The sequence below is a fragment of the Jiangella sp. DSM 45060 genome, from assembly GCF_900105175.1.
In the GTDB taxonomy this organism is placed as follows: Bacteria; Actinomycetota; Actinomycetes; order Jiangellales; family Jiangellaceae; genus Jiangella.
The window spans coordinates 381,480-401,795 of the sequence record NZ_LT629771.1 but is presented as its reverse complement, the minus strand read 5'-3'; the positions used below and the strand labels follow the sequence as shown (position 1 = coordinate 401,795).

The 20,316-nt window shown below is 73.8% G+C and carries 20 protein-coding genes; 8 read left to right on the top strand and 12 right to left on the bottom strand.

Annotated elements, in window-relative coordinates; translation table 11 throughout:
- Positions 1–12: 12 nt before the first annotated feature.
- From BLU82_RS01940 to BLU82_RS01925, 5 genes are all read right to left on the bottom strand, one after another.
- Positions 13–525 (bottom strand): hypothetical protein, encoded by a 513-nt coding sequence (locus BLU82_RS01940; RefSeq protein WP_157740467.1) that lies wholly within the window; start codon positions 523–525, stop codon positions 13–15.
- Positions 526–659: 134 nt separating this feature from the next.
- Positions 660–797, bottom strand: coding sequence for a hypothetical protein (locus BLU82_RS33925; protein WP_157740466.1), 138 nt, complete (start codon positions 795–797; stop codon positions 660–662).
- A 53-nt stretch (positions 798–850) separates the two neighbouring features.
- Entirely contained in the window at positions 851–2,110 is a 1,260-nt protein-coding gene (locus BLU82_RS01935) for an FAD-binding oxidoreductase (protein WP_092614878.1), read from the bottom strand.
- Positions 2,111–2,168: 58 nt separating this feature from the next.
- Positions 2,169–3,356 carry a CdaR family transcriptional regulator gene (locus BLU82_RS01930; RefSeq protein ID WP_092614876.1) on the bottom strand — a complete coding sequence of 396 codons (1,188 nt, stop codon included), beginning with the start codon at positions 3,354–3,356 and terminating at the stop codon, positions 2,169–2,171.
- A gap of 38 nt (positions 3,357–3,394) precedes the next feature.
- The gene (locus BLU82_RS01925; protein WP_197682681.1) at positions 3,395–5,704 is read right to left on the bottom strand and encodes a transketolase C-terminal domain-containing protein; all 2,310 of its coding nucleotides are present in this window, start codon (positions 5,702–5,704) and stop codon (positions 3,395–3,397) included.
- A gap of 132 nt (positions 5,705–5,836) precedes the next feature.
- On the opposite strand from BLU82_RS01925, the gene BLU82_RS01920 reads away from it, so the two are divergent.
- Complete coding sequence (locus BLU82_RS01920) at positions 5,837–6,319, top strand: Lrp/AsnC family transcriptional regulator (RefSeq protein WP_092614874.1); 483 nt, start codon at positions 5,837–5,839, stop codon at positions 6,317–6,319.
- 5 nt (positions 6,320–6,324) lie between these two features.
- Positions 6,325–6,900 (top strand): TetR/AcrR family transcriptional regulator, encoded by a 576-nt coding sequence (locus BLU82_RS01915; RefSeq protein ID WP_092614872.1) that lies wholly within the window; start codon positions 6,325–6,327, stop codon positions 6,898–6,900.
- Positions 6,901–6,902: 2 nt separating this feature from the next.
- Here the strand turns inward: BLU82_RS01915 and BLU82_RS01910 are convergent, their stop codons facing one another.
- Entirely contained in the window at positions 6,903–8,006 is a 1,104-nt protein-coding gene (locus BLU82_RS01910; protein WP_231947679.1) for an acyl-CoA desaturase, read from the bottom strand.
- Positions 8,007–8,179: 173 nt separating this feature from the next.
- On the opposite strand from BLU82_RS01910, the gene BLU82_RS01905 reads away from it, so the two are divergent.
- Positions 8,180–8,593, top strand: coding sequence for an NUDIX hydrolase (locus BLU82_RS01905; protein WP_092614866.1), 414 nt, complete (start codon positions 8,180–8,182; stop codon positions 8,591–8,593).
- Positions 8,594–8,620: 27 nt separating this feature from the next.
- On the opposite strand, the gene BLU82_RS01900 is transcribed toward BLU82_RS01905, so the two are convergent.
- Together BLU82_RS01900 and BLU82_RS01895 are read right to left on the bottom strand one after the other, a co-directional pair.
- The gene (locus BLU82_RS01900; protein WP_157740465.1) at positions 8,621–9,514 is read right to left on the bottom strand and encodes an aminoglycoside phosphotransferase family protein; all 894 of its coding nucleotides are present in this window, start codon (positions 9,512–9,514) and stop codon (positions 8,621–8,623) included.
- A 208-nt stretch (positions 9,515–9,722) separates the two neighbouring features.
- Complete coding sequence (locus BLU82_RS01895) at positions 9,723–10,799, bottom strand: alkene reductase (RefSeq protein WP_092614861.1); 1,077 nt, start codon at positions 10,797–10,799, stop codon at positions 9,723–9,725.
- A gap of 53 nt (positions 10,800–10,852) precedes the next feature.
- Between BLU82_RS01895 and BLU82_RS01890 the strand changes: the two genes are divergently transcribed.
- Positions 10,853–11,212: a MerR family transcriptional regulator gene (locus tag BLU82_RS01890; protein ID WP_092614858.1), complete on the top strand. Its 360-nt coding sequence runs from the start codon at positions 10,853–10,855 to the stop codon at positions 11,210–11,212.
- Positions 11,213–11,225: 13 nt separating this feature from the next.
- Here the strand turns inward: BLU82_RS01890 and BLU82_RS01885 are convergent, their stop codons facing one another.
- The gene (locus BLU82_RS01885) at positions 11,226–11,651 is read right to left on the bottom strand and encodes a MarR family winged helix-turn-helix transcriptional regulator (protein WP_197682680.1); all 426 of its coding nucleotides are present in this window, start codon (positions 11,649–11,651) and stop codon (positions 11,226–11,228) included.
- 82 nt (positions 11,652–11,733) lie between these two features.
- Between BLU82_RS01885 and BLU82_RS01880 the strand changes: the two genes are divergently transcribed.
- Positions 11,734–13,620: an ABC transporter ATP-binding protein gene (locus tag BLU82_RS01880; RefSeq protein WP_092614851.1), complete on the top strand. Its 1,887-nt coding sequence runs from the start codon at positions 11,734–11,736 to the stop codon at positions 13,618–13,620.
- Here the strand turns inward: BLU82_RS01880 and BLU82_RS01875 are convergent.
- On the bottom strand, positions 13,590–15,002 hold the full coding sequence (locus BLU82_RS01875; protein WP_092614848.1) for a cellulase family glycosylhydrolase: 1,413 nt from the start codon (positions 15,000–15,002) through the stop codon (positions 13,590–13,592). The genes BLU82_RS01880 and BLU82_RS01875 overlap by 31 nt on opposite strands.
- A 185-nt stretch (positions 15,003–15,187) precedes the next feature.
- Here BLU82_RS01875 and BLU82_RS01870 point away from each other — a divergent pair, with 185 nt between their 5' ends.
- From BLU82_RS01870 to BLU82_RS01860, 3 genes are all read left to right on the top strand, one after another.
- Complete coding sequence (locus BLU82_RS01870) at positions 15,188–15,919, top strand: hydroxypyruvate isomerase family protein (RefSeq protein ID WP_197683011.1); 732 nt, start codon at positions 15,188–15,190, stop codon at positions 15,917–15,919.
- Positions 15,916–16,794: a 2-hydroxy-3-oxopropionate reductase gene (locus BLU82_RS01865; RefSeq protein ID WP_231947678.1), complete on the top strand. Its 879-nt coding sequence runs from the start codon at positions 15,916–15,918 to the stop codon at positions 16,792–16,794. Before BLU82_RS01870 ends, BLU82_RS01865 begins: the two co-directional genes overlap by 4 nt.
- 111 nt (positions 16,795–16,905) lie before the next feature.
- Positions 16,906–17,964, top strand: a complete 1,059-nt coding sequence (locus BLU82_RS01860; RefSeq protein ID WP_197682679.1) for a type IV toxin-antitoxin system AbiEi family antitoxin domain-containing protein — start codon at positions 16,906–16,908, stop codon at positions 17,962–17,964.
- Here BLU82_RS01860 and BLU82_RS01855 read toward each other — a convergent pair.
- Both BLU82_RS01855 and BLU82_RS01850 read right to left on the bottom strand, forming a co-directional pair.
- Positions 17,850–18,767, bottom strand: coding sequence for a UbiA family prenyltransferase (locus BLU82_RS01855; protein ID WP_092614839.1), 918 nt, complete (start codon positions 18,765–18,767; stop codon positions 17,850–17,852). The two genes, BLU82_RS01860 and BLU82_RS01855, sit on opposite strands and share 115 nt — an antisense overlap.
- Positions 18,768–18,833: 66 nt before the next feature.
- A complete protein-coding gene (locus tag BLU82_RS01850) occupies positions 18,834–20,315 on the bottom strand; it encodes a glycoside hydrolase family 3 protein (protein ID WP_092614836.1) in 1,482 nt (493 codons plus the stop codon).
- Between the last annotated feature and the right edge of the window lies 1 nt (position 20,316).

The following is a 20,316-nucleotide window of genomic DNA, read 5'->3' as shown; positions in this document are numbered from 1 at the left end:
CGGCGCGGCCGGCTAGTCGTCAACCGTGGGAGTGAACTCTTCGGGCCAGCGCTGTGCTCCGACATCGAAGCGCCCGCGCCATGCCACATTCGAGGTGATGGTGGCACCGGTGAAGTCGTTGCCGCGAACGACGTTTCGCCGGCTGCCCTGGTGCTCCGCCGACATTCCGTACCAGACGCAACCGTCCATCGTGCCGACGAAGCGACAACCGATCAGATCGGCGGTCGTGTGGAAGTGACCGTTGAAGCGGCAGCGGTCGAACGTGCAGTCCTCGAAGGTCGCGGCGTCCATGCGGTAACCGCCGAGCGTCTTGAACCGGATGCCTTCGAAGTGGCAACCACGGTAGACGCTGGGACCGCCGGCCCAACCCAGACTGCCTTGTGCCGCCGCTCCCGAGGCGTTCAGAACGGGCCCGCTGCGTCGCTGGGTGAAGGTGCAGTCCTCGAACTCCGACCAACTGGCCAGGAAGTGGAGGTCGTCCAACGAGACGGTGAGCCCTTCGGCCCGGGCCTGCGTGACGACCACGCCTTGGAGGTCCGCGGGTCGCTGGGAGAACGTCGGGAAGCTCTGCTGCGTCAGCTGCCCGCTCAGGTGGACAGCCCCGGGATGGACCGGCATGGGCGATGGCCGGGTACCGCGCCACCAGTCCGGCGCCGGCCTCACGGCCCGTCGCCGAGCATGGGGCCGACCTCGCCTTCCTTGCCGCAGCGACGGCACACGAGGTACCGGTGGCCGTCCTCGGTGGACAGCCGTTGCCACTTGTGCCAGCCCACGCGGCACAGGAGCGACCGCCTCATGTCCCGATTGTGGTCCCCTGCACCGAATTTGTCGACGGTGGACGGCGCAGAGCTCAGCGCAGCGGGTCGAAGGCCGCGATCTGACGGGACCGCTGGCCGGTCACCAGGGTCTCGGCCACGTGGCGGCCGGTGAGCGGCCCGAGCGCGACGCCCCACATGCCGTGGCCGCCGGCGACGTGGACGCGGGGAGAGCGGGTGGGCCCGACCAGGGGCAGGCCGTCGCTCGTGCAGGGGCGCGACCCCACCCATTCGTCGGTGCGCTCGTCCCAGCGCACACCGGCCAGGCGGGTGCGGGCGGACTCGATGATCGCCGCGATGCGACGGGGGTCGCGGGGGGCGTCCGGCGGGCGGAACTCCATGGTGCCGGCCACCCGCAACCGCCCCCGCAGCGGCGTGCAGGCCACGCGCACGTCAGGGAAGTAGACGGGTCCGGCGGGGACGTGGTCGAGCGGCACGCTGAAGCTGTAGCCGCGCCCGGCCTGGACCACCCGGCGCACGCCGAACGGCCGGGCCAGCTCGCCCAGCCGGGCACCGGTCGCCAGCACGACGGCGTCGGCGCGCACCTCGCCGGAGCCGGAGTCCACGACGACCTCGGCGCCGAGGTCGCGCACGCCGTCGACGGCGACGCCCTCCAGCAGCTTGCCGCCACGGGCGACGACGGCGTCGGCGAGCGCGTGCACGAAGACGGCGGGGTCGATGTAGCGCTGCCCGCGCAGCCGCACCGCCGCCGCAACCCCCGGGCCGAGGGCGGGCTCGAGCTCGCGCGCCTCGGCGCCGCCGAGCACGTCCGCCGCGACGTCCACGCCGGCCGCCTCGATGTGATGCAGCTCGGTGGTGAAATCGCGCACCGCCTTGTCGGTTCCGAGCCCGACGAGGAACGGGTCGGCGTCGCGCACCTCCGCGGCGACGCCGCCGCCGACCAGCGCCTCGTACGCCGCCAGGCCGTCGCGGCCGAGCCCGGCGAAGACCGCCATCGACCGCCGCCACCGCCGCGGCGTCGAGTTGCGGGCGAAGCCGGCCAGGAAGCGGATCAGCCCGGCGTCGAACCGCAGCGGCACGTACACCGGCGACGACGGGCTCAGCACCGCCTTGAGCCCGTAGGCCAGGACGGCCGGCTCCGGCAGCGGCGTGGTGAGCGCCGGCGCGAGCCAGCCGGCGTTGCCCCAGGACGAGCCGCCCGCGACGCCCACGCCGTCGATGACGGTGACCTCCGCGCCGCGCTCCTGCAGGAACCACGCGGTGGACAGGCCGACGATGCCGGCGCCGGCGACGACGACGTGCCGCGGTGCGCGGCCGGACGGCTGGGCGGACATGGACGAAACCTCCTGGTGAGACGGCTTGTGGCCATCGTCACCGAGCGGAGGCGCCGGGTCATTGGCGGGGCGGCCAGCGTTCCCCGCCGCGCGCGGTGCGATCGGCCAGTGCCGCCGCCTTCAGCTGCAGCATCAGCGCGAGTCTGGTATCGGCGTCGTCGAGGTCGACGCCGACGGCCTCCTGCGCCCTGCGCAGCCGGTTGCGCAGCGTGTTCGGGTGGACGGTGAGATCGGCGGCGGCCGCGCTGACGTCGCCGCCGCGGGCCAGGTAGGCGCGCGCGGTCTTCACGAGCTCCGTGCCCCGGTCGGCGTCGAACCGCTCCAGCGCGGCCAGCGGGCCGTAGTCGCCGAGGTCGTCGGCCTCGATGACCTCCGCGACCCGGGCCGTGACGACGTCGACGAAGGCGTCCTGGATCGGCAGCGCCACCCCGGCCGCGCCCCGGCCGGCCAGCATGCGGACGATGCTGTCGGCGTCGGACCTGGACCGATGGGCCTGCGCCGGGCCGGGAACCGTCCGCCCGACTCCGGCGACGAGCGGGCCGCCGCCGCGGCGCAGGAAGTCCGCCCCGATCCGGTGCACGACGTCGGCCTCGGCGGGAACCACGACGTACAGCACGCCGTCGAGCACGGCCGAGACCGGCGTCGTGCCCGAGGCGGCCAGCCGCAGGGTCAGGGCGCCGGCCGTGCGGTCCACCCGGGTCGCGTCGGTCGTCGCGACGGCCAGCACGGTGAGCCGGCCGGCCAGCCCGAGCCGGGCCGCCGCGGCCTCCGCGTCGGCGCCGCCTTCGAGGAGCGCGGCGACCTGCTCGCCGGCCCGGTCGTCGCGGGCCCGGTTCCGCAGCAGGGCGTCGGCGACGATCGGGGCCGCCTCCAGCAGGTCCTTCTCCTGCGCCGCGGTCAGCTCTCCGGGGACGAGCGCCCAGATCGACCCGAGCAGCTCGTCGCCGGCGCGGATGCCGACCACGGCGCGCGGCTTCATGCCGGCGTCGGCGAGGTCGGCGTAGACGACGCCGTCCTGAGTGGCGATGCGGCGGTACACGCCCGCGGCGCGCAACGCCTCGCGGTACTCGGGCGGGACCTGACGGCCGAGGATCGTCGCCGTGCGCGCCTGGTCGGCCGACATCTGGCCGTCGGAGTACGCCAGGACCCTCGCGTCGTGGTCCTCGATGGTGACCGGGGCGCCCAGCAGGTTCGCGAGCGCTCCCGCCATCGCGAAGAGGTCGGGTGCCTCCGAGAGACTGCGCAACTCGGTTCCTCAGGTCGGTCCGGCGCCACGGGGGCGCTTCAGTTCAGGAGCGTACCGGTGAGGTCGAGCGCGGCGCCGATGATGCTGTCGATGTCGATGCCGTGGTGACGGTAGACGTCCTCCAGCGAGCCGGACTGGCCGAACCCGGCGACTCCGAGGGCGAGGTGGTCGACCCGGTGGACGGTGGCGAGGAACGCCAGCGTGTGCGGGTGCCCGTCGAGGACGGTGACGAGCGGGCGGGCGCGGTCGGCGGGCAGCAGCTGGTCGAGGATCCAGGACGGGGCGTCGTCGCGGCCGCGGCGGGCCTGGACGGCGCGGAACAGCAGGTCCGGGCTGGTGACGCAGACGACGTCGGCGGCGACCCCGTTCTCGGCCAGCCGGTCGGCCGCGGCCAGCGCCTCGGGGACGAGCGCGCCCATCGCCGCGATGGTGACGTCCGGCCGGGCGGCCCGGCGCAGCGGGTAGCCGCCGGCCACGACCTGGCGGCGGCGCCGGTCCCGGGCGGCCGGGTCGGCGGGCACGGCGGCGAGGGACTGGTCGACGGGGCGGGTGGACAGCCGCAGGTACGCCGACGAGCCGTCCGGGCGGCCGAGCCGGGCCAGCGCGGCGAGCAGGGTCCACTCAAGGTCGATGGCGAAGGCCGGTTCGTAGCTGACGCAGCCGGGTTGTTCCAGCCCGATGGACGGCGTGATGATCGACTGGTGCGCGCCGCCCTCGGGGGCCAGCGTGACGCCGGACGGGGTGCCGACCAGGATCGACTGGCCGCCGGAGTAGATGCCGAACGACCACGGCTCGAGGGCGCGCGCGACGAACGGGTCGTAGAGGACGCCGATGGGCAGCAACGGCTCGCCCCACCGGCTCCACGTCGCGCCCAGCTCGCCGAGCAGCCCGACCAGATTGGTCTCGGCGATGCCCAGCTCGATGTGCTGGCCGGTCGGCCGCTCGCGCCAGTGCAGGATGGTCTCGGCGTCGTCGGCGAACCAGTCCACCCGTTCGCGCGGCGACCAGACACCGACCTTGTTCACCCAGCCGCCCAGGTTGGTCGAGGACGAGACGTCCGGGCTGACGGTGACGACGCGACGGGCCGCGTCGGGCGCCTGCCGGGTGAGGTCGACCAGCGCCCGGCCGAGCGCGGCCTGGGTGGTCGCGGTGCCGTTCGGCGTCCGGCCGAGGTCCACCGGCAGCTCCGGCGCGGCCACCGGGCGGAGGTCCGGCGGGGCCAGCCGGTCCGCCGTCGCCGCGCACAGCCGGGCGGCGTCGGTGCCGTCGGCGAAACGTTCCCACGGCCGGTCCGGGTCGATGCCCATGGTGGCGGCGAGGGCGTGCAGCTGTGCGTCGGTGAGGAGGGCGGAGTGGTTCTGCGGGTGCCCCGCGGTGGGCAGGCCATGGCCCTTGATGGTGTAGGCGAAGATCACCGTCGGCCGGGTGTCGTCGACGGCGCCCAGCGCGGCGTCCAGCGCGGGCAGGTCGTGACCGCCGAGGTTGCGCACCGCGGCCAGCAGGGCGTCGTCGTCGACGTCGGCGAGCACCTCCGCGACGGCGGCGTCGCCGTCCGGCAGCCGGTCGCGCAGCTCGGCGGCCGTACAGCGCAGCAGCCGCTGGTACTCCGGGTTGGACATCCGGTCCAGCCGGTCGCGCAGCGCCGTACCGCCCGGCCGGGCGAACAGGTCGTCCAGTAGCCGGCCGTACTTCACCGTCAGCACCTGCCAGCCAGCGGCGGCGAACATGCCCTGCAGCCGCGGGATCGCGATGCCGGGCACGACGCGGTCCAGCGACTGCCGGTTCACGTCGACGATCCAGACGATCTCGCCAAGCTCGGCGACCTGCGGATCGAGGATCGCCTCCCAGACCGCGCCCTCGTCCAGCTCGGCGTCGCCGACCAGCGAGTACTGCCGTCCGGCGCCGGCCGCGCCCACGTACCGGCCGGCCAGCGCACCCCAGATCGGCGCCGTCGCCCCGATGCCGACCGAGCCGGTGGAGTAGTCGACCGGGTCCGGGTCCTTCGACCGGCTCGGGTAGCTCTGCAGGCCGCCGTACTCCCGCAGCGTCGTCAGCTTCGCCGCGTCGAGCCGGCCGAGCAGGTAGTTGACGGCGTGCAGGACGGGCGACGCGTGCGGCTTCACCGACACCCGGTCCTCGGCGCGCAGGTGCCGGAACCACAGCGACGTCATGAGCGTGGTCATCGACGCCGACGACGCCTGGTGGCCGCCCACCTTCACGCCCGACGGGTTCGGCCGGACGCGGTTCGCGTGGTGGACCATCGCGGTCGACAACCAGAGCACCCGGCGCTCGATCTCGCGCAGCGTCTCGAACCGATCCGCCTCGGGCACCGCCGCGACCATCGTCATCCCGACCTCCACGCCGTTCGGACAGAATGCGCTCGATCACAGCACGACCAGCCCAGGTTGCACCATCTATCGCGTCGAGATTCAGCAGTATGCTCAGGCCGACCACGCCGACCGGGGACGGGAGCGAGCACAATGCCCACGCACGACCGACTCGACGCCACCGACGCGCGGCTCGTGGCCGCGCTCACCGAGACCCCGCGCGCCACCGTCCTCGCCCTCGCCGACCGGCTCAAGCTCTCCCGCAACACCGTCCAGGCCCGTCTGACCCGGCTGGAGGGCGCGGGCGTCCTCGACTCGTTCGAGCGCCGGGTCGTCCCGCGCACGCTCGGCTACCCGCTGACGGCGTTCGTCACCACCCAGGTCACCCAGCGCTTCCTCGACGAGGTCGGCGCGGCGCTCGCCGACATCCCCGAGGTGCTGCAGGTCCACGGCATCAGCGGGCCCACCGACCTGCTGGTCCACATCGTCGCCGTCGACGACACCGACCTCTACCGCATCGCCGGGCAGATCCTGGCCATCCCCGGGGTCGAGCGCACCAACACCGCGCTCGTCATGCGCGAGCTCGTCCCCTACCGCATCACCCCTCTCCTCGCGCGCCTCGCCTCCGTACGCTGACGACCATGTCTCAGCGCGAAGCCCTCATCGCGGGGGCGAAGAAGTGCCTGGTCGAGAAGGGCTACAGCGGCACCACCGCCCGCGACATCGCCGCCGCGGCAGCCGCCAACCTGGGGTCGATCAGCTACTACTTCGGCTCGAAGGACCGGCTGATGAACCTCGCCGCGATCGAGCTGAGCAGCGAGTGGGGCGACACCCTCGAGGCGGCCGCGCGGGCGGCGGGCGGGGCGACCCGGACCGAGCGCTTGGGCGCGCTGCTGACCACGCTGCTGGAGATGATCCCGCGCGCCGGCGACACCCAAGCGGCCAGCCTGCTGGCGCTCACCCAGTCGAAGTTCGACGACGAGCTGCGCGCCGAGATCGCGGCCGGCCATGCCCGCGGACGGGCGGCGCTGGCGGCGGTCGGGCTCGGCCGGCCGTCCGTCGACGAGGGCTCCCCGGCCGCGCAGGGCCTGGGCACACTCGTCTACGCGCTGGTGACGGGCATGGTCGCGCAGGCGCTCGTCGACCCCGAGTCGCTGCCCGACGCGACGGTGCTGGCCGCGGCGCTCGGGGAGCTCGGCGAGCGCTCCGACGAGTGACGTCAGGCGGGCGCGCGCAGCTGGGCGACCATGGGGCACTCGAACAGGTCGACGTTCGTGGTGCCGACCCGGTTGAGGTGCCTGACCACGATGCGCCACGACTCCAGCACGCCCGCCTCGGTATAGGTCACGCCGCGCTCGGCGCAGAACCGCCGCACGATCGGACGGGCCGCGCGCAGGCTGGAGCTCGGCATGCTCGGGAACAGGTGATGCTCGACCTGGAAGTTCAGCCCGCCCATCGCGACGTCCACGAACCGGCCGCCGCGCACGTTGCGGCTGGTCAGCACCTGCCGGCGCAGGTAGTCGAGGCTGAGGTCCTTGGGGATCATCGGCATGCCCTTGTGGTTCGGGGCGAACGTCGCGCCCATGCTGAACCCGAACACCGCCAGCTGCACCGCGAGGAAGGCGGCGGCGATGCCGGGCGAGAGGAACGCGAACAACGCGACGGGGTACAGGACGAGGCGGGCGAGCAGCAGCGGGATCTCCACCGCGCGGAACTTCACGCGGCCCCGCCCGAACACCGTCCGCAGGCCGCTGACGTGCATGTTCAGCCCGGCCAGCAGCAACAGCGGGAAGAACAACGTGCCCTGGCGCCGCACCCACCACCCGGAGAATCCACGGTCCTGCCGCCGTTGGGCCGCGACGTCGCTGGTCCACACGAGCGCCGCCGGCTCGACGTCGGGGTCGACGTCCACCTTGTTCGGGTTGGCGTGGTGCCGGCTGTGCTTGGACATCCACCAGCCGTGGCTCAGCCCGACGACGACGTTGCCCAGCAGCAGCGCGGTCAGCTCGTTACGCCGGCCCGACACGAAGATCTGCCGATGCGCCGCGTCGTGCCCGAGGTAGGCCGCCTGGGTCAGCAGCAGGCCGAGCCCGGCCGCCAGCAGCAGCTGCCACCACGAGTCGCCCAGGGCGAGGAACGCCGCCACGGCGCCGGCGAACGCCCCCGCCAGGAGGCCGGCCCGGATCGCGTAGTAGACCGGACGCCGCCGCATGAGGCCGGCGTCGCGGACACGCTGGGAGAGCTCCGCATAGTCGGTGACGAATCGCTGCCGCGGACGGCCCTGGACGGTATCTGTGCTGGTCATGGCGTCGAGAGCTGTCATGATCGAAATCATACGTACGTGTGATCGCCGGGACAGGCCGGTTGCCACCCGAGCTTGCGGTAGGGCTAGCCCCACCGCGCGGGCCCGCGGCCGGGCCGTCCGCGACGCGCCGGACGACGCGATCCTGCCGATACGGCCGCATTCGGCCACGTCATGCGTCACACTTGTCCGCCATGACCGACCCGACCAGCGAGGCGCTCGAGAACGGCCCGGACGTCGCCACGATCGTCGTGACCAGCCGGGGGCCGAAGGGGCCGCACGTGCTGCTGCTGCACCCGGCCGACATCGAGTCCCTCGAGGGCGAGTGGGCCTGGGTGCCGCCCGGCGGCGTCAGGCAGCCGGGCGAGAAGATCGCCGACTGCGCCGCCCGCGAGCTACGCGAAGAGACCGGCATCGTCGCCACCCCCGAACCCGTCCGCGTCGACGACCCCGAGGTCGCCGTGTACCGCCTCGACCTGCCGTGGGGCACGCCCGTCGAGCTCAGCGCCGAGTACACCGCGTCCGAGTGGGTGCCGGTCGACCAGGTGGCGCGGCGCTGCCAACCGGCCGACCTGCTCGACACCGTCCGCATCGGCCTCGACGGCTGACCGCGGCGGCCGGGGCCGTCACGGCCGTCACGGCCGGAAGCGGTCCGCCACGATCGCCAGCCAGACGTCGACCTCGGCCGGGCCGTGGTGCCGGATCACCCAGTCGACCTGACGCAACGCCAGGTGGGCGCGGTACGCCAGCAGGCGGTCCGGCGCGACGGCGGCTGCGATCCGCTCGTCCAGCCGGCTGCGCGTCGCCGCACCGGCCCGCCGTCGCGCCAGGTCGAACGCCAGCACCTCGAGTGAGAACCAGCGGTCGCCGCGGCCCCAGCCGTCCCAGTCGACGATGCCGGTGATCCGGCCGGCGGTGTCGACCAGGACGTTGCCGGGGTGGAAGTCCAGGTGGACGAGGTCGGTGCCGGCCGCCGAGGCGGCGGTCCGCCCGACCTCGCGGACCTGGCCGAGCAGTCGTCGGGTCCGGGCGTCGTAGTGCTGCAGCGACTCGTGCAGGCAGAAGCCGGGCCTGCTCTCGGTGAGGTACAGCGGGGGCGGCGCGAGCTCGGTCCGCTCGGCGAGCAGGCCGGTCCACTGCTGCACGGCCGCGACCAGCTGCGCGACCAGCGCCTGGCCGACGGTGCGCGGCGGGGCACCGGGCAGCCGTTCCTGGACCACCGCGTGCACCCCGCCGGCCGCGGCGATGAGGTCGTAGCGCGGCACCGGCAGGCCGCGCGCCCGGGCGACACCGAGCACGTCCGCCGTCGCCCGGAGCGCCGCCGCGGCCGCCGGCGAGTCGTCGCTCACCTGGGTGAGCACCCCCATGCGGCCGGACGGCCAGCGGACGAACGCGGCGCCGACCTCGCCGCCCGGCGCGGGGCCGACGAGCTCCAGCTCGATGCCGTGGGTGCGGGACAACGCGTCGACCAGTCGCACGACGTCGAGCCGTGGCGTGGGCGCGGGGATGCTGGCGGGGTCGGGGTTCACACGATCCTCCTGATACCGGACGGGACACCCCTCCGGCACCATTCGGCCAGGGAGTCGACCCTATCGGCGGCGTCAACCCCCGCCAGCCGGCGGACGCGATCTTGACAGGTCCGCCGGAGTTGATCATGATCCAAAGCGCGGGCCGATCCAGCTGTCGGTCCGCACCACTCGTACGACCGGCGGGGCGCCGTGGTGGCCGCCCCGCCGGTCAACGCACGGCCGGATAGTCCGTGTACCCGACCGGGCCCGGGGTGTAGAGGTGCGCCTCGTCCAGCGGGTTCCAGCACAGCCCGTGCCGCAACCGGTACGGCAGGTCCGGGTTGACGAGGAAGCCGCGCCCGAACGACACCGCGTCGGCCAGCCCGTCGTCGATGACGCGAGCCGCGGCTTCGGCGGTCGTGGGCGCCCGGTTCTCGCCGACGTTCGCGATCAGCGTGCCGGACCACCGTGGCCGCAGATCGGCCAGCGCGGGGTAGGCGTCGTCGTCGGTGAGGTGCAGGTAGGCCAGGCCGAGCGGGTCGAGCTCGCCGAGCAGCGCCCGGTAGACGGGGGCGGGGTCGCTCTCGCTCATCTCGAACTGTGGGTTGCCGGGCGAGAGCCGGATGCCGGTCCGGGCGGCGCCGACGGCGTCCGCGACGGCCCGGGCGACCCGCAGCGGGAAGCGGATGCGCCCGGCCACGTCGCCGCCGTACTCGTCGGTGCGCAGGTTGGTGTTGTCGGCCAGAAACTGGTGCGGCAGGTAGCTGTTGGCGGCGTGGATCTCGACGCCGTCGAACCCGGCCGCGACCGCGTTCGCCGCCGCCGTCACGTACGCCGCGACCGCCCGGTCGATGTCGGCGCGCGTCATCGCGAGCGGCGTCGGCGGCACCGCCTTCGTCCCGTCCGGCAGGTGCACCGGCTCGGTCTTGGCGACCGCGGACGGCCCGGCCGGCGTCGATCCGTCGAACCGCGCGGCCGGGTGGCCGTTGCGGCCACCGTGCATGAGCTGGGCCACGACGACGCCGCCGGCCGCGTGGACGGCGGCGGTGACGGACCGCCATCCGTCGACGTGCCGTTCGCCGCTCAGGCCGGGGACCCGCCACTCGCTCTGCCCCGCCGGCTCGGGCCAGATCCCCTCGGTGACGATCAGCCCCGCGCACGCGCGCTGGGCGTAGTACTCGGCCATCTCCGGCGTCGGCGTCCCGTCCACCGCGGCCCGCAGCCGCGTCATCGGGGCCATCACGATGCGGTTCGGCAGCCGCAGCTCGCCGGCGTCGACCGGCGTGAAGAGGGCGTTCGCAGTCATGCCGCCACGGTAGAATCTGACATTGATGTCAGTTTCAACCCCTGGAGGCCCAGGTGCGCATCGGTGAGCTCGCCCGGCTGACGGCGGTCAGCGAACGGTCGCTGCGCTACTACGAGCAGCAGGGCCTGCTCGAGGCCACCCGCACGCCCGGCGGACACCGCGAGTACCCGCCAGCGACCGTCGACCGCGTCATCCGCATCCAGGAGCTGTTCGCCGCGGGCCTCAACTCCGCCACCATCGCCGAGCTGCTGCCCTGCATGCGCGACGCCGACGGCGGCCCGGCCGCCGACGCGACGCCGTGGCTCGAACAGGAGCTGATCGCCCAACGCGACCGGCTCGACCGCGCCATCGGCGACCTCGCCCGGTCGCGCGAGGTCCTCGACGACGTCATCAAGGCCGCGACCAACCGCTGACCGGCCGCGGCGCTCAGTCGTCGTCGGTGAGGACGGTGAGCAGGCGGGCGAGTTCGGCCTGCTCCCCCGGCGAGAGCCGGTCGATCAGCTGCGCCACCCCGGCGGCGCGGCTCGCGCGCAAGGCCCGCAGCAGGTCGGTGGCCGGAGGGGTCAGGGCGACCAGGATGGCCCGCCGGTCGGCGGGGTCGGGCTGCCGCGAGACGAGGCCGCGCTCTTCGAGCAGGTCGACGACCGAGGTGGCGGAGCGCGGGATGACGTCGAGCTGACGGGCCAGTTCGCTGACCCGCAGCGGCGCGCCGGCCGCGTGCAGCAGCCGCAGCACCCGCAGCTGGCTGGGTGTGACGCCGGCGCGTTCGAGCTCGGCCCGGGACGCACGGCGCAGGCGGCGGTTCGCGCTGGTCAGCAGGTCGGCGATGTGCCCGGCGAGCTCCCTGTCCACAGCGCCCACCCTACCATCAACTTGCGAGAAAACCTCTTTACGAGGTAACCTCTGTATCACGCAGACTTTCAGGGAGGTCGCCATGGATGACTCCACTCGCGGCGGCCGGACTCGCTCCTTCACCAAGGACCGCTCCGTCACCGCCCACAAGCTCGCGCCGGGCACCGTCCGGCGCATCCTCACCTTCGCCCGCCCCTACAAGAAGCAGCTCGCCGTCTTCCTGGGCCTGATCCTGGTCGACGCGCTGCTCGGGGCCGCCCAGCCACTGCTGTTCAAGCTAATCATCGACGAGGGCGTCCTGAAGGGCGACCAGGGCCTGGTCATCGGCCTGGCCGTCGCGGTCGCCGGGCTCGCCGTCGTCACGGCGGCCATCGGGCTCACGCAGCGCTACGTCTCGGCCAAGATCGGCCAGGGGCTGGTGCACGACCTGCGCAGCCAGGTCTTCGCGCACGTCCAGCGCATGCCCATCGCGTTCTTCAGCCGTACCCAGACCGGCGCGCTGGTCAGCCGGCTCAACGGCGACGTGCAGGGCGCCCAGCAGGCGTTCACGTCCACGCTGTCGACGGTGGTCGGCAACATCGCCACGACGGCGACGGTGCTGGCCGCGATGTTCGTGCTGTCGTGGCAGATCACCGTCGCCGCGCTGATCCTGGTGCCGCTGTTCGTGCTGCCGGCCAAGCTGGTCGGACGGAAACTCGCCGACCTCACCCGCGAGCGGTACGAGCTCACCGCCGACATGGGCCAGACCATGACCGAGCGGTTCAACGTCGCCGGCGCGCTGCTGGTCAAGGTCTTCGGCCGGCCCGAGGCCGAGTCCGCCGAGTTCGACGAGCGGGCCGCCCGGGTCCGCGACATCGGCGTCACGACGGCGGTCTACTCGCGGGTCCTCATGACGTCGCTCGGCCTGCTCGCCGCGCTGGCGACGGCGTTCGTGTACGGCCTCGGCGGCGTGCTCGCCATCGCCGGCACGCTGGGCGTCGGCACCGTCGTCGCGCTGACGGCGTACCTCGGCCGGCTGTACGGGCCCATCACGTCGCTGTCGAACCTGCAGGTCGACATCATGACCACGCTGGTCAGCTTCGAACGGGTGCTCGAGGTGCTCGACCTCGAGCCGATGGTCGCCGACGCGCCCGGCGCGCGGCCGCTGCCGTCCGACGCCGCGTCGGTCGAGTTCGACCACGTCGACTTCGGTTACCCGGCCGCGTCCGAGGTCTCGCTCGCGTCGCTGGAGTCGGTGGCCGGCCTCGCCGGCACGCCGGGCGGCCAGGTGCTGCACGATGTCACGTTCACGGCGCGGCCGGGCGAGATGATCGCGCTGGTCGGGCCGTCCGGCGCCGGCAAGTCCACCGTCACCCACCTGGTGTCGCGCCTGTACGACGCCACCGGCGGCACGGTGCGGGTCGGCGGCCACGACGTCCGCGACGTCACCCAGCAGTCACTGCGCGACGCCATCGGCGTGGTCACGCAGGACGCGCACCTGTTCCACACCACGCTGCGTGCCAACCTGGGCTACGCCCGGCCCGGCGCCACCGACGACGAGATCTGGGCGGCGCTCGAGGCGGCCCAGATCGCCCCGCTGGTGCGGTCGCTGCCCGACGGCCTCGACACCGTCGTCGGCGAGCGCGGCTACCGGCTGTCCGGCGGCGAGAAGCAGCGGCTGGCGCTGGCCCGCCTGCTGCTCAAGGCGCCGCGCATCGTCGTGCTCGACGAGGCCACGGCGCACCTCGACTCCGAGTCCGAGGCCGCCGTGCAGCGGGCCCTCGAGACCGCGCTGGCCGGACGGACGTCGCTGGTCATCGCGCACCGGCTGTCCACCGTCCGCGACGCCGACCAGATCCTGGTGGTCGACGACGGCCGCATCGTCGAGCGCGGCACCCACGACGAGTTGCTGGCCGCCGGCGGCGCGTACGCCGACCTCTACCGCACGCAGTTCCGGTCTCAGGAGGCGCCGGCGTCCGTCGCGGCCTGACCCCGCGGCGACGGCGGCACGAGCGGCGCGGGGACGCGACCGGAGAGGTACCTGCACGGATCGGGCCGCTCCTTCGGCGACAACGCCGTGGCCAGCACCCCGCCCGACTCCACCGCGTTGAAGAACGTCCGCTGCGTCGCGTCCTCCGTCGTGTCCCAGGTCCAGTACAGCCAGCCGCTGATGCCGAAGTCGCAGCTGCCCAACTGGTGCATCACCAGCGCGTGCCGGGCGGCGTCGATGCTGCCGAACCACTGCCGCTGGGTGCCGAACTCGCCGTTGATCACCGGCCCGACGACCTGCGACCACTCCATCGAACCCAACGACGCCGCCAGCGTGCGGCCGGTGGCGAGGTAGGTGTGGATGTCGAAGAAGTCGAGGTCGGACTCGCGGGTGACGGTCGAGACGCGCACCGGGTACCGAGGGTCCGCGCACGCCACCGCACCACACCGGCCGGACAGCCCGTCGAACGACTTGCCGACCGCCAGGTTGGTGAACGCGCCCATGGTGACCATGAGCTCCGGGTCGACGGCCTTGACAGCGGCCACGCCGCGATCGGCGTAGGCGATGAAGGCGTTGTCGGCGGCGGCCTGCCGCTGCGCCGGCACGGCCATGTCGTAACTGCGACCGGCCACGGTCACCGTCCCGCTGAACCGGTGGAACGGCGCCTCGGCGGACGTGAGATAGGCCTCGTTGTCCAACTGCAGAGCGAGGAACGTGCTCATGAAGGTGCCGAGACGGTCCTTCATCTCCTGGGTGAAGACGCGGAGGTACTCCTCCTTCGCCCGGATGTACCCCTCGTACATGAACGACCTGTTCCGGCCTTCGACGTTCACCGGGTGCGGGCTGTTCACGATGATGTCGCGGTAGTAGCCGTTCTGCGGGAACACGTCCAGCGACGGCAGCACGTAGATGCCGTAGGCCGCTGCGAGGCGGACGAAGTCGGCGACGTTGTCGAGGTAGGCGGCGTCGGCCGGGCTCAGGTCGGCGTTGCCGCGGCCCAGCCCGTGCGGCCGGCCGATCGCGTTGTCCTGCCCGTTGCCCGGGTCGATGAACACCCGGACGGTGTTGTAACCACGCAGCCAGTTGTCACGCAACGCGGTCTCCGCACGGGCGGCGTCGTACAGCCCCGGCTCGAACGTCGAGTGGTAAGGGGCGGCCGGCTTCGACGGCATCGGCGTCAGGCGCACGTAGTTGAAACCGCGCGGGCGGAACTGCTCACCCGTCTCGGCGTTCACCAGCGTCCGGTCCGGGCCGGCGGCGATTCGCGGCAGCGGCTCGACGGCGTAGTCGGGCAGCTCGGCACCGGCAGCGGGCGAGCCGGACAGGATCACGGAAGTGACGAGGACGGCGAGCGCTGCGGCCAGCCGGGTGGCGCGGTTCACGACGGGCTCCCTGGTGGTGTTCGGCGACGGCGGGAGCCTACGGGCCGCCCGCCACCAGCGGCGATCCGTCCGCTGCGCCGAGCGTGGACATGGTCTGCCCGGCACCTCGACGACGGCTACAGTGGCGCCGATGCCTGAGCCGCGATTCGCCGTCAACTGCTCGATCCTGCTGACCCACCTGCCCGCTGCGCGAGCGGCTCGACGCGGTCCGCGCGGCCGGGTTCGAGGCGGCCGAGTTCTGGTGGCCGTTCCCCACCGCGACGCCCGGCGACGCCGAGGTCGAGGCGTTCGTCGACGCGGTCCGCGCGTCCGGGCTGGCGCTGGCCGGGCTCAACCTGTTCGCCGGCGACCTGCCGGCCGGCGAGCGCGGCGTCGTGTCGTGGCCCGGCCGCGAGGACGAGCTGCTGGCCAGCGTGCGGGTGGCGGCGTACATCGGCGCCGAGCTGGGCTGCCGCAACTTCAACGCGCTGTACGGCAACCGGCTGCCCGGCCACGACCCCGCCGAGCAGGACGCCGTCGCCCATCGCAACCTCTCCGTCGCGGCCGCCGAGCTGCCCGGGACCGTGCTGATCGAGCCGGTCAGCGGCATCGACGCCTACCCGCTGCACACGGCGGCGCAGGCAGTGGCCGTCGCCGACCGTGTGGGCGCGCCCGACGTCGGCCTGCTGCTCGACGTCTACCACCTGTCCGTCAACGGCGACGACGTCGCGGCGGCGATCGAGCGATTCCGCGGCCGCATCGCGCACGTCCAGCTCGCCGACGCGCCCGGACGGGGCGCGCCCGGCACCGGGACGCTGCCGCTGCGGGCCTGGGTCGACGACCTCGTCGACGGCGGCTACGACGGATGGATGGCACTGGAACACGTGAGCGACGACGCGGACCCGTTCGCGTGGCGCACGGAAGGGAGCTGGCGATGACGGCGATCGGCTTCATCGGACTCGGCGTCATGGGCGGGCCGATGGCGGCCAACCTGGTGCGGGCCGGGTTCGACGTCACCGGGTTCAACCGCAGCCCGGCGAAGGTCGAGCGGCTCGTCGCCGCGGGCGGGCGAGGCGCGGCGTCGGCGGCCGAGGCGGCCGAGGGCGCCGACGTCGTCATCACCGTGCTGCCCGACTCCCCCGACGTCGAGGCCGTCCTGCTGGACGGCGTGCTCGACGTGCTCGCGCCCGGCGCCGTCGTCGTCGACATGAGCACGATCCGCCCGGACGTCGCCCGGTCGCTGGCCACGGCCGGCGACGAGCGCGGCATACGGGTGCTGGACGCCCCGGTCAGCGGCGGCGAGCAGGGCGCCGTCGACGCGACGCTGTCGATCATGGTGGGCGGCGACGCCGCGGCGTTCGAGGCGGCCCGGCCGGTGTTCGACGCGCTCGGACGCACCGTCGTCCACGTCGGACCGCCCGGCGCCGGCCAGACCGTCAAGGCGGCCAACCAGCTGATCGTCGCCGGCACGCTGCAGCTGGTCGCCGAGGCCCTCGTCTTCCTCGACGCCCACGGCGTCGACCGGTCCCGCGCCGTCGAGGTGCTGGCCGGCGGGCTGGCCGGCAGCGCCGTCCTCGACCGCAAGGCGACGGCCATGCTGGCGCACGAGTTCACCCCCGGCTTCCGGGTCGACCTGCACCACAAGGACCTCGGCATCGTCACCGCCGCCGCCCGCGACGCCGGCGTCGCCATCCCGGCCGGCTCCCTCGCGGCGACGCTGATGGCCGCGCTGCGCGCCCAGGGCCACGGCGACCTCGACCACAGCGCCCTGCTCCTGCAGGTCGAGCAGCTCTCCGGCCGCTCCGCCCCATGATCATCAACCTTCTGAGCTGTTCTGACGACGCAGAAGGTTGATGATCACGGGCATCCACAGGCGACCAACTGGGGCTGGCGCGGCGGGACGGGTTCACGCAGGCTGGCGGACGTGGATCTCGACGACGTTCTGGCGCGGCAGCGGGGCGTGATCAGCCGTGCGCAGGCGCTGGCCGCCGGGCTGACGGCCGCGCGGTTGCGGTGGCTCGTGGAGTCGGGCCGCTGGCAGCGCGTCCACGCGCACACATTCGCGACGTTCACCGGTCCGCTGCCGTACGAGGCGCAGGTGTGGGCGGCGATCCTGCGCGTCGGCGCGGGTTCCGTGGCCAGCCATCGCACCGCCGCCCACCTCGACGGCCTCTGCGACGACCCCGGACCGGTCGTCCACGTCACCGCGCCCGTCGAACGGCACGTCCGCACCAAGATCGACGGCGTGCGCGTCCACTACGCGCACCGGCTGCCACACACCCGGCACCCGTCGAAGAACCCGCCCCGGACCCGACTCGACGACACCGTCCTCGACCTCGTCGACGTCGCATCGCATCCGCGCGAGGCGGAGGGCTGGGTGACGGCGGCCTGCCAACGTCGTCTGACCACGCCGGAACGGCTGGCCGACGCGTTGGGACGGCGCAAGAAGATCCGCTGGCGACCCATGACCGAAGCCATGCTCGCCGACGTCGCGTCCGGCGCCCAGTCACCGCTCGAGCTGCGCCACCTGCGCCGCGTCGAACGCGCGCACGGCCTGCCCACCGGCTGCCGCCAACACCGCCTCGCCGGCAGCCGCGTCATCTGGATCGACGTCGACTACGACGACTTCCGGCTCCGGGTCGAACTGGACGGACGCGTCGGACACACCGGCGAAGGCCGCTTCCGCGACCGGCACCGCGACAACCGCGCCACCGTCGACGGCCACGCCACCCTCCGATACGGCCACGCCGACGTCTTCGGCGACCCCTGCGGCGTCGCCGCCGAACACGTCCGAGTCCTGCGAGCCCGCGGCTGGAGGGGAACACCACGCGCGTGCGGCCCGTCCTGCCGCGTCCGCCCCCATGATCATCAAGGGAGGGTGCCGGTGAAGGTGAGCACGAAGGTCAGGCTCGGCACCAGGAAGAGGACGGCGACGGCGATGATGCCGCGGAAGGTCCGCTCGGCCCGGACGAGGCGCCGGTAGGCCAGCACCAGCAGCGGCACCAGCACGATCTCCATCGGCAGCATCGACCGCGGGATCACCATGTCCGCCGCCGACATCGCCAGCGACAGCAGCCCGGCCGCCAGCCACAGCCCGAGCCCCAGCAGGTACGCCCGCCGCGGGCCGAGCCGCACGGCCAGCGTGGTGTAGCCGCTGGTCCGGTCGGCCTCCAGGTCGGCCAGGGTCGTCGGGACGTACAGGGCGGCGCCGACCAGCGTCCCGAGCACCGCCATCGGCCACGGGAACTCCGTCAGCGGCCGCAGCAGCGACCACCCGGCCAGCTGCCCGGCGGCGCCGATGGCCAGCGCGTTGACGGCGACGTCGAAGCCGGGGCGGGCCTTGAGCCGCAGCGGCGGTGCGCTGTAGGCCCAGCCGACCAGCAGCACGACGGCAGTCCCCAGCGCGAACAACGGCCCCGCGAACAGCGCCGCGGCCACCGCCAGCAGCCCGGCCACCAACGCGATCAGCTGCGCCGCCGCCGGCGTCAACCGGCCGCCGACCAGCGGCGACCCGGCCTTGCGCGGGTTCAGACGGTCGCCGCGCAGGTCGTGCGCGTCGTTGACGGCCAGCACCGAGATCCACACCAAGGGGCCGATCACCACCGCGCCGAGCGCCAGCACCGGCCAGTCCTCCACCGGCGGCACGAGCCGCTCGGTCGCCAGCACGACGCCCAGGTAGTACGGCAGCAGCGAGACGAACCAGAACCACGGCCGGCCGATCGCGAGGACGTCGCCGGCCAGCTGACGAGGCCGGGCCGGGCCGGACCGGGTGCGCACAGTCGTCATGCCGACGATGCTTCCGGTCCGGGTCCGGCCCGGCCTCCCCCGTAGGAGGGGTCGGGTGGGCCGCCGCTACCCCGACGGGGTGAGCGCGGCCGCGAGCCGTTCCGCCGCGGCCTCGGCCGTGACGCGGGCGGCGCCGTGCGTGAGCAGGTAGTGCTCGCCGAGGACCTCCGGCAGCGGATTGACGTCGTGGTCGACGACGATGAGGTCGGGCCGGGCGGCGCGGGCGGCCTGCACCGCCGCGACCTGCCACGGACGCCGTCGCACCCCTCGCACGCCGACCACCAGCCGCCGCGACGGCAGCGCCGCGAGCACCGCGGAGAGGTCGGCCGTCGACGCCGTGACCCGGGCCAGGACGGTGCCCGGCAGGCGGTCGACCAGATGACGGCCGACGCCCCACGGGATCGGACCCGCGGCCATGGACGGGTCGTCGTCGAGCTCGATCACCAGCGGCGGTGCGGTGAGCGTGACGTCGCCGTGGACGGTGACGGCGCGCCGCGCGGCGTCGGCCGCCGACCCGTACAGCACCGGCGACGACGCCGCGTCGAGCACCCAGCCGCGCAGCGCCTGGACCCGTCCGGCCGCCTCGGCCAGCCGCTCCTCCGGCAGCCGCCCGGTGCGTACGGCGTCGATCAGCGCGGCCACCATCGCCTCGACGGTCTCGGGGCCGACGGTCTCGCCGCCGACGCACAGCGCGTCGACGCCGGCCAGCAGCGCCAGCACCGCGCCCTCGGCGTGCCCGACGGTCTGGCTGATGGCGTGCATGTCCATGCCGTCGGTCATCACCAGGCCGTCGTAGCCCAGGTCGTCGCGGAGCATGCCGGTGATGACCGGCCGCGACAGCGTGGCCGGACGGTCGCCGTCGAGCGCGGGATAGCGGATGTGCGCCGTCATGACGATCTTGACGTCGGCCTTCACCGCCGCGCGGAACGGCGGCAGATCGCGGGTCTGGATGACGTCCAGGGGGTCGTCGATGGACGGCACCACCAGGTGGCTGTCCTCGCTGGTGCCGCCGTGGCCCGGGAAGTGCTTGGCCGTGGCGGCGATGCCCTGCGCCTGCTGCCCCGCGATGTACGCGGCGACGTGACGCGCGACGAGGTCGGGGTCGAAGCCGAACGAGCGCACCCCGATGACCGGGTTGAGCGGGTTGGAGTCGACGTCGGCGACCGGCGCGAGGTTGAGGTCGACGCCGCAGGCGCGCAGCCGGGCGGCCACCTCGGCCGCCACCCGCTCCGTCGCCTCGGGGTCGTCCAGCGCGCCGAGCGCCGCGTTGCCGGGCAGCATCGACCCGGCCGCGACGTCGAGCCGGGTGACGTCGCCGCCCTCCTCGTCGATGGCGACCATGAGGTCGGGGTTGATCGCGTGCAGCGCGCCGGTCAGCGCGGCCACGCCGGCGTCGCCGCGGTCGGGGTCGACGTTGCGGCCGAACAGCACGACGCCGCCGAGCCCTTCGGCCGCCATGGCGGCCAGCCACGGCGGGACGTCGTGGGCGCCGTGGAAGCCGGGGAACAGCGTGGCGAGGGCGAGGCCTCGCAGGTCACTGGCGTTCATG

Bases quoted from the DNA above. Each gene is read 5' to 3' on its own strand.
- BLU82_RS01920 (WP_092614874.1), top strand. From the start codon at position 5,837: ATGCCCACGCACGACCGACTCGACGCCACCGACGCGCGGCTCGTGGCC.
- BLU82_RS33925 (WP_157740466.1), bottom strand. From the start codon at position 797: ATGAGGCGGTCGCTCCTGTGCCGCGTGGGCTGGCACAAGTGGCAACGG.
- BLU82_RS01855 (WP_092614839.1), bottom strand. From the start codon at position 18,767: ATGACGACTGTGCGCACCCGGTCCGGCCCGGCCCGGCCTCGTCAGCTG.
- BLU82_RS01880 (WP_092614851.1), top strand. From the start codon at position 11,734: ATGGATGACTCCACTCGCGGCGGCCGGACTCGCTCCTTCACCAAGGAC.
- BLU82_RS01850 (WP_092614836.1), bottom strand. From the start codon at position 20,315: ATGAACGCCAGTGACCTGCGAGGCCTCGCCCTCGCCACGCTGTTCCCC.
- BLU82_RS01905 (WP_092614866.1), top strand. From the start codon at position 8,180: ATGACCGACCCGACCAGCGAGGCGCTCGAGAACGGCCCGGACGTCGCC.
- BLU82_RS01935 (WP_092614878.1), bottom strand. From the start codon at position 2,110: ATGTCCGCCCAGCCGTCCGGCCGCGCACCGCGGCACGTCGTCGTCGCC.
- BLU82_RS01865 (WP_231947678.1), top strand. From the start codon at position 15,916: ATGACGGCGATCGGCTTCATCGGACTCGGCGTCATGGGCGGGCCGATG.
- BLU82_RS01910 (WP_231947679.1), bottom strand. From the start codon at position 8,006: ATGACAGCTCTCGACGCCATGACCAGCACAGATACCGTCCAGGGCCGT.
- BLU82_RS01895 (WP_092614861.1), bottom strand. From the start codon at position 10,799: ATGACTGCGAACGCCCTCTTCACGCCGGTCGACGCCGGCGAGCTGCGG.
- BLU82_RS01915 (WP_092614872.1), top strand. From the start codon at position 6,325: ATGTCTCAGCGCGAAGCCCTCATCGCGGGGGCGAAGAAGTGCCTGGTC.
- BLU82_RS01925 (WP_197682681.1), bottom strand. From the start codon at position 5,704: ATGACGATGGTCGCGGCGGTGCCCGAGGCGGATCGGTTCGAGACGCTG.